The 11499-nt window shown below is 65.3% G+C and carries 12 protein-coding genes; 7 read left to right on the forward strand and 5 right to left on the reverse strand.

Annotated elements, in window-relative coordinates; genetic code table 11:
• Positions 1-27: 27 nt before the first annotated feature.
• The gene (locus tag J3E61_RS27905; RefSeq protein ID WP_210086078.1) at positions 28-741 is read left to right on the forward strand and encodes a sensor domain-containing protein; all 714 of its coding nucleotides are present in this window, start codon (positions 28-30) and stop codon (positions 739-741) included.
• 1 nt (position 742) lies between these two features.
• On the opposite strand, the gene J3E61_RS27910 is transcribed toward J3E61_RS27905, so the two are convergent.
• From J3E61_RS27910 to J3E61_RS27930, 5 genes are all read right to left on the reverse strand, one after another.
• A complete protein-coding gene (locus tag J3E61_RS27910) occupies positions 743-1054 on the reverse strand; it encodes a DUF202 domain-containing protein (RefSeq protein ID WP_192723321.1) in 312 nt (103 codons plus the stop codon).
• Entirely contained in the window at positions 1051-1410 is a 360-nt protein-coding gene (locus J3E61_RS27915) for a DUF202 domain-containing protein (protein ID WP_192723320.1), read from the reverse strand. The genes J3E61_RS27910 and J3E61_RS27915 overlap by 4 nt, the downstream gene beginning before the upstream one ends.
• Positions 1411-1907: 497 nt before the next feature.
• Positions 1908-2165 (reverse strand): ANTAR domain-containing protein, encoded by a 258-nt coding sequence (locus J3E61_RS27920; protein WP_210086079.1) that lies wholly within the window; start codon positions 2163-2165, stop codon positions 1908-1910.
• 94 nt (positions 2166-2259) lie between these two features.
• Positions 2260-4290, reverse strand: coding sequence for a glycoside hydrolase family 15 protein (locus tag J3E61_RS27925; protein ID WP_192723318.1), 2031 nt, complete (start codon positions 4288-4290; stop codon positions 2260-2262).
• Between the two features lie 69 nt (positions 4291-4359).
• On the reverse strand, positions 4360-5604 hold the full coding sequence (locus J3E61_RS27930; RefSeq protein ID WP_210086080.1) for an FAD-dependent oxidoreductase: 1245 nt from the start codon (positions 5602-5604) through the stop codon (positions 4360-4362).
• A 32-nt stretch (positions 5605-5636) separates the two neighbouring features.
• Here J3E61_RS27930 and J3E61_RS27935 point away from each other — a divergent pair, with 32 nt between their 5' ends.
• The 6 genes from J3E61_RS27935 (at position 5637) to J3E61_RS27960 (ending at position 11498) form a co-directional block, all read left to right on the forward strand.
• Positions 5637-5831: a hypothetical protein gene (locus J3E61_RS27935; RefSeq protein ID WP_192723316.1), complete on the forward strand. Its 195-nt coding sequence runs from the start codon at positions 5637-5639 to the stop codon at positions 5829-5831.
• Between the two features lie 347 nt (positions 5832-6178).
• Entirely contained in the window at positions 6179-7207 is a 1029-nt protein-coding gene (locus J3E61_RS27940) for a sulfate ABC transporter substrate-binding protein (protein WP_210086081.1), read from the forward strand.
• Positions 7204-8088, forward strand: a complete 885-nt coding sequence (cysT, locus tag J3E61_RS27945) for a sulfate ABC transporter permease subunit CysT (RefSeq protein ID WP_192723314.1) — start codon at positions 7204-7206, stop codon at positions 8086-8088. Before J3E61_RS27940 ends, cysT begins: the two co-directional genes overlap by 4 nt.
• Complete coding sequence (gene cysW, locus J3E61_RS27950) at positions 8085-8897, forward strand: sulfate ABC transporter permease subunit CysW (RefSeq protein WP_210086082.1); 813 nt, start codon at positions 8085-8087, stop codon at positions 8895-8897. The genes cysT and cysW overlap by 4 nt, the downstream gene beginning before the upstream one ends.
• A gap of 19 nt (positions 8898-8916) precedes the next feature.
• The gene (locus tag J3E61_RS27955) at positions 8917-9975 is read left to right on the forward strand and encodes a TOBE-like domain-containing protein (protein ID WP_210086083.1); all 1059 of its coding nucleotides are present in this window, start codon (positions 8917-8919) and stop codon (positions 9973-9975) included.
• Positions 9976-10046: 71 nt separating this feature from the next.
• Positions 10047-11498 carry an LLM class flavin-dependent oxidoreductase gene (locus J3E61_RS27960; protein WP_210086084.1) on the forward strand — a complete coding sequence of 484 codons (1452 nt, stop codon included), beginning with the start codon at positions 10047-10049 and terminating at the stop codon, positions 11496-11498.
• The last annotated feature ends 1 nt before the right edge of the window (position 11499 follow it).

Genomic DNA, 11499 nt, shown 5'->3' on the forward strand with positions numbered 1-11499 from the left:
TCGGGGCCGGTCGGTCACAATAGCGCGGTGATCTTTGTCCGCACGGCCGCCCACGCATGCACCCTCGGGGCCGTCATCGCGGTGTCCGTCCTGCTCTCGGGTTGCGTGAGCACAGTGTCCGGCAATGCGGTGCGCGCGCAAAACGCGGCGCCGATCGACGTGCCGCCGCTGACCGAGGCCAAGCTCGACGACGTGCTGCTGTCGATTGGCGAACTCAACGGCATCATGGGCTCCACGCAGATGAAGGTCACCAGCGAGCTGGAGGACATGACCGATCACTCGGGCGAGGTCTCCGACCCCGACTGCCTCGGTTCCATCTATGGCGCGGAGGAGCCCGTCTACGCAGGCAGCGGCTGGACGGCGGTGCGCGACCAAGTGGTGCGCGAGCCCGGTGAGGACAACGAGCACTGGGTCGAGCAGACCGCGGTGTTGTATCCGTCGGCCGAGAAGGCGCAGAAGTTCTTCGATGACTCGAAGGCATCGTGGGACAAATGCTCGGGCTATTCGGTGTCGGTTGATGACGCCAACGCCACCTACTTGTGGCAGATCGACAACGTCGCCTCGGAAGACAACTTGATCACGCAGCTGACGGCGCAGGAGGACGCGGGCGGCTGGGCATGTCAGCACGGCCTGTCGGTGGTCTCGAACGTCACCGTTGAGGCATGGGCCTGCAGCTACGACGTCAAGGACGAGGCGGCGACGATCGCCAACCAGATGGTCGCCAACGCGGCCAAGAAGTAGCTCAAACCGTAAGCGCCAGAGCGCTGATCACAATCAGTGCGATGATCGCACTGCCGGTGAGATAGACCTCGCGCCGCGGTGAAATGCGGTTCGGCAGTGGGCGCTGGGCCAGCATCCGTTGGCGCCTGTGGCCGATGAGATAGGTCGAAATCGCAAGCAGGGCAGCGACACCCGCCGCTGCAAGTTGTGGTGCGCTGGGCTTGCCGTGCGTGTCGCGGATCAACAGGATCGCGCCGTTGGCGAGCACGGCCAGCGAGGTCCGCGTCCACGCCAATGTGGTTCGCTCGGGCTGGGTTTGGCTGTTGCTCGTCAACCGGAAACTGCCTTGACGACGATGAGGCCCGCGGTGAGCAACCCGACCAGGACGAGTCCGATGCCGAGATACATGGGCGTGGGATGGCGGGGCAACGGCAGGCCTCGGCGCATGGCGTGATCGGCTTGTCGCCACCGAAGAATTCCCATGCCCGCGGTGAGGATCGCGAGCAACGCCAAAATGACTCCGAGCACATGACGTGCGCCGGGAATCGACAGTTCGGGGATCAACTGCACGACGGCGACGGCCGCCGCCAGCAGTCCGAGCGCGGTGCGTTGCCACGCCAGAAACGTGCGCTCGTTGGCCAGCGTGAATCGGTAGTCAGGCTCGGCTTCCGACGCGTTGTCGTCGCCCACGTGCTCAACCTAACGAAGCCCTGACGTGCGTGTCTCGTACATGGCAACACCGCCAGGACAGCGTCGCTGCCGTCAGCGTTACAACCACTCTGATTCGAAGGTGTAAGGGTGGTGTTTCGCGCCCTGTGCACACTCGCTGAAAAGACGATGCCACAGGGGAATTGACTAAGCACTTGGGTCCACGTGCACAATCCGGGCAGCGGGATTTCGGTCGTCGTGGCCGGTGAATCGGCCATGCTTGACGCCTAGCCTCTGCTCGTGGTCGAAGATGCATACCTCTCAGGCCCCGACGGACCGATGCTGGCCGATGTGCGATTGACCGCCGGCTGGCCGTGGCTCCTGGTTGCTCTTGGCGTCGCCGTCATCGTCGTCGGAGGATTGCTGCTGTGACTAGTGCGGGGCCGCGAATCCCGACGGCGTGGTGAAGGTGAACGGCGGCGAAGCGCTCCAACGACGCCGCTGCCCCGGCTGCCGAGGAGCGGATACTTCTGACGCTGTCAGGAAGTCGCGGCCAGCGGACGCCGCACCAGCTCGCCCCACACCGCGAACGCCTCGGCATGCTCCGCAGTGGTCGAGCCGCTCGCCAGCGCCACCAAACCGGCGGCCAGCCGCCCGATGCCGATGCCCGTCTGATGCACCACGCGCACCAGTTCCTCGAAGGCTTCCTGATCGGAGCAGCCGCGCAGTGCGACGAGGATCCCTGTGGCCACGTCGATCACTCGGCGCGAAGTGTCCTCACCCACGCGATAACTCATGCAGTCATCGTGCGTGATGGGTCAGCGGTCAACAAGGGATCAAGCCACGATGATCCTGAAGCGCTACCGAGCCGTCATCGGCTCGCTACCGTCTCTACATCGGCGCGTTGGCCGGCACGAAGACCCCGGAGCTGTCGGCCTCTTCCTCCGCGCGGATGACGTGCACGACCGCGTTGATCAACGCCAGGTGGGTGAACGCCTGCGGGAAGTTGCCCAGGTGCCTGCCGGTTCGCGGTTCGATCTCCTCCGCGTAGAGGTGTAGCGGGCTGGCGAACGACAGCAGCCGCTCACACAGGTGCTTGGCCCGGTGGATCTCGCCGATCTCGACCAGCGCCGAAACCAGCCAGAACGAGCAGATCGTGAACGTGCCTTCCTCGCCGGACAGGCCGTCGTCGGTCTCCTCGACGCGGTACCGCAGCACCAGGCCCTCCTCGGTCAGCTCGTCGGCGATGGCCAGCACCGTTGCGCGCACCCGCGGATCGTCGGCAGGCAGGAACCGGGTCAGGATCGCCAGCAGCAGCGAGGCGTCCAGCGCATCGTCGCCGTAGCGCTGCGTCAGCACGCCACGCGAGTCGACGCCATTGGCCAACACGTCGGCCTTGATCTCCTCGGCGATCGCCCGCCACTGCTGCGCGTAGGACTTCTCGCCTTGTAGCTCAGCGAGTTTGGAGCCGCGGTCCAAAGCTACCCAGCACATGATCTTCGACGAGGTGAAGTGCTGCGGTTCGCCGCGCACCTCCCAGATGCCGCGGTCGGGTTCACGCCAATGCTTGATCGCTTCCTCGACCTGTTGCTTGAGCACCGGCCACAGCGTGTCGGAGATCTGCTCGCGCGACTTGGCGTGCAGATAGACCGAATCCAGCATTGTGCCCCAGATGTCGTGCTGCATCTGGTTATAGGCGCCGTTGCCGATGCGCACCGGGCGGGCGTTGTCGTAGCCGGACAGGTGATTCAGTTCCTCTTCGACGAGGCTGCGTTCCCCGCCGACGGCGTACATCACCTGAAGCGGATGGCGCTCACCGTTGTTGGCGCCGGACACGTCGGCGATGAACGCGAAGAAGTCGTCGGCCTCGCGGTCCAGACCCAATGTGTACAGACCCCACAACGCGAACGTCGAATCACGCACCCACGCGTATCGGTAGTCCCAATTTCGTTCGCCCTGAGGCGTTTCCGGCAATGAGGTGGTCGGCGCCGCCAGCAGCGCGCCGGTCGGCGAATAGGTAAGGCCCTTCAGCGTCAGTGCGCTGCGCTGCAGATACGACCGCCACGGGTGATCCGGGAAGTCGCCGATGTTGATCCACTGCCGCCAGCACTCGCTGGTCTGCCACATCTTGTCGGCGGCCTCGTCATAGGTCTGCGGCGCCGGGTGCTTCGACCACGACAGCGCGACGAATGCGTTGTCGCCCTCCTTCATTCGCGTGCGGGCCCGTGCTTCGTGGCCCTCCAGCCCCAGCCGCAAGTTGGTGGTCAGCCGCAGCGTCGGATGCGCGTCGGGGTCACGGCTGGCCCGCGCGATCGCCTCGCCGTACGCCTGCGCCGAGTACTCCCATGTCGCGGGGATGCGGTGGTAGTCGAACGCCGGCTCGCAGTTCATCACCAGCTCGACCGTGCCACTCACACATCGCACCGTGCGCAGCAGGATGTGCTCGGCGTCCCAGTCCATCGGCGTGCGCCGATGCGTGCGGGACCGGGTCTCGATGTCGTGCCACGGCCCCATCACCAGCGCATCGCGCACGATGACCCAGCCGGTGTGCGTCTGCCAGGTGGTTTCCAGGATCAGGCTGCCCGGGAGGTAACGCCTGGCCGCGGGCACCGAAACGCCGTACGGGCCGAGCCGGAAGTGACCTGCACCGCGGTCGAGGATCGCGCCGAACACGCTTGGCGAGTCCGGGCGCGGGACACACAGCCATTCGACCGAGCCCGCCGACGAAATGAGGCAGGTGTTCTCGCAGTCGGAAAGGAACGCGTAGTCCGCGATCGGCGGAAAGGGATTCCGCAACCCGCCGCCGGAATACGGGACCGGTGCCGTCACGGTGAACGGGGCGTCGGACTCGTCGACCGCAACGGCCGCTGCGCCATTGGCCTTCGGCGCCCCGTCGGACGGTTCGGTTTGTTGCAGAACCATGCGGACATCATCAACTGCGGAGAGCCCCGGCGTCTACTTGTGTCGATGCGTGTCCAAGCGTCTTTCGGCTCAGCGTCGGGCAAACTTCGGTGCGTGTTCGGGCAGCGGCCCGATCGCGATCCCGTATCCCGCCGCTGAGCGCAGCGCCGGAACCCTGCCGGCCAGCCGGACGAAAAACGGCGGCTCGGCGGCTTGACCTGCAGAAACAGCGACGGCGATGACGCGGGTGTGGATGGTCCGCTGCACCGACTGAATCAGCGCGGCGGGCAGCCACCGACGCGCTTGCACCCGGGCCAACTGCCTGGTCGACACGGGGCCGCGGCGCAGCGGGCCCGCCAGCGCGGCGGCGGCCGCTACCGCGTCGGCGACCGCCAGGTTGATCCCCACCCCACCGACTGGAGACATGGCGTGCGCCGCGTCGCCGATCAACAACAGCCCGTCGGCGTACCAGCGCCGCAGCCGGTTCAACTGGACGTCCAGCAGCTTGACGTCGTCGAACGATGTCAGCGAGGCGATGTGATCGGCCAACCACGGAACGAGAGACACCACGGCGCGGTGCAGCGTCTCGATGCCCTGCGCGCGCAGCTCTGCGTCGCGGCCCTTCGGGATGACGTACGCGCATTGGTAGTAGTCGCCGCGGTCGATGACGATCAGCGCATGCCCGGCGCCGAGCACACCGGCCAGGCCATGCGGATCGTCGGGATTACGCGGCAGTCGGAACCACCACACGTCCATCGGCGCGCCGAAACTCCTCGGCGTCAACCCCATCGCCGCGCGCAGCGTCGACGAGCGGCCGTCACACGCCACCGTCAACTCGGCGTGCAACTCATGCACCTCGCCCTCGCCGTCGCGGTAGCGCACACCGATCACTTTTTCTCTGCGCGTCCCCTCGCCGAAAATCGGCGCCAGCACCTCGGTGCTGCGCAAGAGTCGAAACGTCGGCTCCTTCTCGGCCGCCGCAGCCAGCAATTCGAGGAAATCCCACTGAGGCACCAGGGCAATGTGCTTGTGCGGACCGGGAATTCGGCTCAAGTCGATGCTTACCTCGGTGCCCTGGATCTTCATGTTCAGCGTGTCGATCACGCGGTGTGGCATCCGGGCGAACTCGTCGGCAAGGCCGAGTTCGTCGAGCAGTCGTAGCGTGCTGGCATGCACCGTGTCACCGCGGAAGTCGCGCAGGAAGTCGGCGTGCTTCTCCATCACGGTGACGTCGACGCCGCCACGGGCGAGCAGCAGCCCCAGCATGATTCCCGCGGGACCGCCACCGGCGATCACACAGGTGGTCTTCTCGGTGGGCTTACCGTCGGCCGCCACGAGGCAATCTTCCCATCGAATACGCTGGCCGGGTGGGCGGCTTCCTCAACTGGTGGGACGGCGTCGAACTGTGGCTCTCCGGCCTGCCGTTCGTCGCACAGACCGCGGTGGTGATGCCGGTGGTGCTGGCATTGGCCTACGGGATCGCGATCCTTCTGGACGGCGCGCTTGGCAACGGGATTCGAATCCTGCGGCGCGCGCGTCATCAGCACGAGGACGAGGAGTGAGTGGTTTGCCGCGTTCGCGAGTCACCCTGGTGCTCGTCATCCTCGTGGTGTTGGTGCTCGTTGCGTGGTTGTTGACCCGTTGACCGGGCTAAGGCCAACCATGGGTGCGTTGCCAGACTCTGTTATTCTTCGCGCCATGCGTACAGCGTCCGGCAACAAGAGTGGCCACATCCTGGCCCTCATTGCCGTGGGATTCAGTGCTGTCGCTGATGTCTGTTGTTGTTGCTGACTCCATTCCCGTCCGCGGTCTGGTGTCGGTAACGGCTGTTTTCATGCCCATGTACTGATTCCTCGCCTTGCCGTCGCGACGGGCTGTCCCGTTAGTCCCCAGCAAGGAAAGGTCAACAATGCTCAACCTTCGGAAGTCCTGGCGGCCTGCCGCCGCTCTCGCCGTCACGGCGTCGCTGCTCGCGGCATGCGGCGGGGGATCCAGCGATGTGGCGGGCGGCGGCGATCAGCCGGCCGCTGAGACGACGCTGACGCTTGTCGCGTACGCGGTGCCCGAGCCCGGCTGGAGCAAGATCATCCCGGCGTTCGCCGCCACCCCCGAAGGCAAGGGCGTGGCCGTGACCACGTCGTACGGCGCTTCGGGCGACCAGTCGCGCGCGGTCGTCGACGGCAAGCCCGCCGACATCGTCAACTTCTCGGTCGAGCCCGACGTGAGCCGCCTGGTCAAGGCGAACAAAGTTGCCAAGGACTGGAATGCGGACACCACCAAGGGCATCCCGTTCGGGTCGGTCGTTTCGCTGGTCGTCCGCAAGGGCAACCCGAAGCACATCAAAGACTGGGACGACTTGCTGCAGCCGGGGATCGAGGTCGTCACCCCGAGCCCGCTGAGCTCCGGCTCCGCCAAGTGGAACCTGCTGGCGCCGTACGCCGCGAAGAGCAACGGTGGCAAGGACCAGCAGGCGGGTCTGGACTTCATCAACAAGCTGGTCACCGAGCACGTCAAGACCCGCCCGGGTTCCGGCCGCGAGGCCACCGACGTGTTCCTGCAGGGGACCGGCGACGTGCTGATCAGCTACGAGAACGAGGCCATCAACGTCGAGCGGCAGGGTAAGCCCGTCGAGCACATCAACCCGCCGCAGACCTTCAAGATCGAGAACCCTGTCGCGGTGGTGACCTCCAGTGCGCATCTGGACAAGGCGACCGCGCTGAAGAACTACCTGTTCACCAAGGAAGGGCAGAAGATCTGGGCGCAGGCCGGCTTCCGGCCCGTCGATCCGTCCGTCGCGACCGACTTCGCCACCGATTTCCCGACGCCAGAGAAGCTGTGGACGATCGCTGATCTGGGAGGATGGAGCGCGGTTGATCCCGCGTTGTTCGACAAGGACAACGGAACCATCACGAAGATCTACAAGCAGGCGACTGGATGACGGCAACCGTCGAACCCAATCCGGAGGCGACCCGGCCAGAACTCACCGGAAACGGTGAGGGCGGCCGGGCGCCCCGCCTGTTCGGCGGTCGGTATGGGACGACGTCGTTGCGGGTGGGGGCCGCCTCGATCTGGCTGAGTGTCATCGTGCTGCTGCCATTGGCGGCAATCGTGTGGCAGTCAGCGGGCGGCGGCTGGGATGCGTTCTGGCGCGCAGTCACCTCGAATGCGGCGCTCGAGTCGTTCCGGGTGACGCTGACGATCTCGGTAGGCGTGACCCTGGTCAACCTCTTCTTCGGGCTGATAGTGGCCTGGGTGCTCACCCGAGACGACTTTCCGGGCAAGCGACTCGTCGACTCCGTCATCGATCTGCCGTTCGCGCTGCCGACGATTGTCGCGAGCCTGGTGATGCTGGCCCTTTACGGGCCGAATAGCCCTGTGGATCTTCATCTTCAGCACACCAAGTGGGGCGTGGGCATAGCGCTGCTGTTCGTCACGCTTCCGTTCGTGGTGCGTTCGGTGCAGCCGGTCCTACTCGAGCTCGACCGGGAGGTCGAGGAAGCTGCGGCATCGTTGGGTGCCAACAACGCGACGATCTTCACTCAGGTGATCCTGCCCGCCTTGCTGCCGTCCCTGTTGTCCGGAGCCGGGCTGGCGTTCTCGCGCGCCATCGGCGAGTTCGGTTCGGTGGTGCTGATCGGCGGGGCGGTGCCCGGTGAAACCGAGGTGTCGTCGCAGTGGATCCGCACCCTGATCGAAAACGACGACCGCACCGGCGCCGCGGCGATCTCCATTGTGTTGCTTGTGGTTTCGTTCGTCGTACTGTTCATCCTGCGGGCGGTCGGATCGAGGGCGGCCAAGCGTGAGGAGCTGGCGCAATGACGCTGACGCCGGCTGTCCGACTTCTTCTTCGCTACCTTGCCCTGGCGTACATCGGGATCCTCGTCATCGTGCCAGTCGGGCTGATTCTGTGGCGCACGTTCCGGCCCGGCATCGGCGCGTTCTTCGACTCGATCAGCACCCCTGCGGCGCTCTCGGCGCTCCAACTGTCGCTACTTGTGGTGGCAATCGTGGTGCCGCTCAACGTTCTGTTTGGCGTGCCAACCGCATTGGTGTTGGCGCGCAACCGGTTCCGTGGCAAGAGTGCCCTGCAAGCGGTGATCGACCTGCCGTTCGCGGTCTCACCGGTGGTGGTCGGTGTCGCGCTGATCCTGTTGTGGGGCTCCGCGGGACTCTTCGGGTTCGTCGAAAACAACCTCGGCCTCAAGATCATCTTCGGCTTCCCCGGCATCGTCCTGGCGAGCATCTTCGTGACCGTTCCCTTCGTGATTCGTGAAGTCGAACCGGTGCTGCACGAGATCGGTACTGACCAAGAGGAAGCCGCCGCAACGCTGGGATCGCAGTGGTGGCAGACGTTTTGGAAGGTCACACTGCCATCGATCCGGTGGGGCCTGACCTACGGGGTCGTGTTGACGATTGCGCGCACGCTGGGCGAGTTCGGTGGGGTGATCATGGTGTCCTCCAACCTGCCGGGAACTTCGCAAACCCTCACACTGTTGGTGGCCGACCGGTACAACCGCGGCAACGAGTACGGCGCCTACGCGGTGTCCACGCTGCTGATGACCGTCGCGGTGATCGTCCTGATCGTTCAGGTGGTCCTCGACGCCCGGCGTTCGCGCGCGAGCACGTAGGCATAAGGAGACGAAAGTAATGACCGACGCAATCGTCGTGCGAGGTGCGAACAAGCGCTACGGCGACTTCGCGGCACTGGACAACGTCGACTTCGAGGTGCCGTCGGGCTCGCTGACCGCGTTGTTGGGCCCCAGCGGTTCTGGTAAGTCGACGTTGTTGCGAGCCATCGCCGGACTCGACCTGCCTGACACCGGTTCCGTGACCATCAACGGCCGCGACGTCACGCACATCCCACCGCAGCGCCGCGGCATCGGCTTCGTGTTTCAGCACTATGCGGCGTTCAAGCATCTGACCGTGCGCGACAACGTCGCGTTCGGCCTCAAGATCCGCAAAAAACCCAAGGCGGAGATCAAGGAGAAGGTCGACAACCTGCTGGAAGTGGTGGGCCTGGCGGGTTTTCAGACCCGGTACCCGAATCAGCTGTCGGGTGGTCAGCGGCAGCGCATGGCGCTGGCCCGCGCGCTCGCGGTCGATCCCGAAGTGCTGCTACTTGACGAGCCGTTCGGTGCACTGGACGCCAAGGTCCGTGAGGACTTGCGGGCGTGGCTGCGACGATTGCACGACGAGGTGAACGTCACGACGGTGTTGGTCACGCACGACCAGGCCGAAGCGCTTGACGTGGCTGACCGGATCGCGGTGCTCAACAAGGGCCGCATCGAGCAGGTCGGTTCGCCGACGGAGGTTTACGACGCGCCCGCCAACGCATTCGTGATGTCGTTCCTCGGGGCGGTGTCGTCGCTCAACGGGTCACTGGTTCGCCCCCACGACATCCGGGTTGGCCGCAACCCGGAAATGGCGATCGCGACGAGTGACGATTCCGTTCAGGCAACGGGTGTGGTGCGTGCGGTCATCGATCGAATTGTGGTACTGGGCTTCGAGGTTCGCGTCGAACTGACCAGCGCGGCCGACCACACGCCGTTCACCGCGCAGATCACCCGCGGCGACGCCGAGGCGCTGGGGTTGAAGGAGGGCGACACAGTGTATGTGCGCGCCACGCGTATTCCGCCGTTGCCGGGCGCTACCGAGACCACCCGGTCCGATAATGCCGACAAGGATGAGTCGCTGACGAAGGCCTGATGTTTCAGAAATACAATCGCTTTGAATGCAATCGGTGACCTCGGGACCGGAGTTCGGCAGCATTCCATCGAGTGAGCCGCGTCATCCGATTCAACGCGTTCGACATGAACTGCGTCGCGCACCAATCGCCAGGCCTGTGGCGGCATCCCGACGACCAGTCCTGGCGCTACAAAGACCTCGGTTACTGGACCGAACTGGCGAAACTGCTCGAGCGTGGTCGGTTCGACGGCCTCTTCATCGCCGACGTTCTTGGCACCTACGATGTGTACGGCGCCAGCGACGAAGCGGCGATTCGACATGCCGCGCAGATTCCGGTTAACGACCCGCTGCTGCTGGTGTCAGCGATGGCGTTGGTGACCGAGAACCTGGGGTTCGGCATCACTACCGGTACCGGTTTCGAGCACCCGTACCCATTCGGCCGCCGCATGTCCACACTCGATCACCTCACCAATGGCCGCATCGGCTGGAACGTCGTCACCGGATACCTGCCCGCCGCCGCACGCAACATGGGGCAGACCGACCAGCCTGCGCACGACGCCCGGTATGACCACGCCGACGAGTATCTCGAGGTGCTCTACAAGCTGTGGGAAGGGTCATGGGAGGACGACGCCGTGATCCGCGACCGGAAACGCGGCGTGTTCACCGACCCGGCGAAGGTGCACCACATCGGGCATGAGGGAACGCATTTCAGCGTGCCCGGCGTGCATCTCGCCGAGCCCTCCCCGCAGCGCACACCGGTTATTTACCAGGCCGGCTCTTCGCCGCGCGGAGTGCGGTTCGCTGCCGAGAACGCCGAGGCGATCTTCACTGCGGCTCCGACGAAAGCGATTCTGCGCGAGGTGGTCTCGACGATTCGTCGCGAGCTGGAGCTGGCGGGCCGGGACCCGTACGCGGCGAAGATCTTCAACCTGACCACCGTGGTGACCGCTGAGACCGACGAGGAGGCACACGCCAAGCACGCCGAGTACTTGTCATACGGCGATCCAGAGGGTGCGCTGGTGTTCATGTCCGGGTGGATGGGTGTCGACCTCGCGCGCTACGGGCTCGAGGAGCCGATCGGCAATGTCGATTCCAATGCGATCCTGTCGGCCGTCGCCGCGTTTCAGTCCGCGGATCCCGACGGTCGAGAATGGGCCGTGCGCGACATCGCGGAGTGGGGCGAGATCGGCGGAATGGGTCCGCGCATCGTCGGTTCGGGGGTTCGCGTAGCCGACACCCTCCAGGAGTGGGTAGAGGAAACCGACGTCGACGGGTTCAACCTCGCCTACGCCGTCACGCCTGGATCGTTCAGCGATTTCGTTGACTACGTCGTGCCGGTGCTGACAGCCCGCGGCGCCTACCAGTCCGGCTATGCGCCGGGAACTCTGCGCAACAAGCTGTTGGGCAACGGCGACCGGCTACCTGACGAACACCGCGGAGCGCGGTACCGAGTTGGCGGCCCGGCGTCAACCATCATCGAACGCCCGTCCACTGTGCCGTCCTCGTCATCGTCGGCCGCCCCGCAGCCGAGCAGAGGCCGATGAA

It is taken from the genome of Mycobacterium sp. OAE908 (assembly GCF_017872775.1).
In the GTDB taxonomy this organism is placed as follows: domain Bacteria; phylum Actinomycetota; class Actinomycetes; order Mycobacteriales; family Mycobacteriaceae; genus Mycobacterium.

Coding starts and splice junctions, on each gene's coding strand:
- J3E61_RS27925 (WP_192723318.1), bottom strand. CDS start 4,290: ATGGTTCTGCAACAAACCGAACCGTCCGACGGGGCGCCGAAGGCCAAT.
- J3E61_RS27940 (WP_210086081.1), top strand. CDS start 6,179: ATGCTCAACCTTCGGAAGTCCTGGCGGCCTGCCGCCGCTCTCGCCGTC.
- J3E61_RS27955 (WP_210086083.1), top strand. CDS start 8,917: ATGACCGACGCAATCGTCGTGCGAGGTGCGAACAAGCGCTACGGCGAC.
- cysW (WP_210086082.1), top strand. CDS start 8,085: ATGACGCTGACGCCGGCTGTCCGACTTCTTCTTCGCTACCTTGCCCTG.
- cysT (WP_192723314.1), top strand. CDS start 7,204: ATGACGGCAACCGTCGAACCCAATCCGGAGGCGACCCGGCCAGAACTC.
- J3E61_RS27920 (WP_210086079.1), bottom strand. CDS start 2,165: ATGAGTTATCGCGTGGGTGAGGACACTTCGCGCCGAGTGATCGACGTG.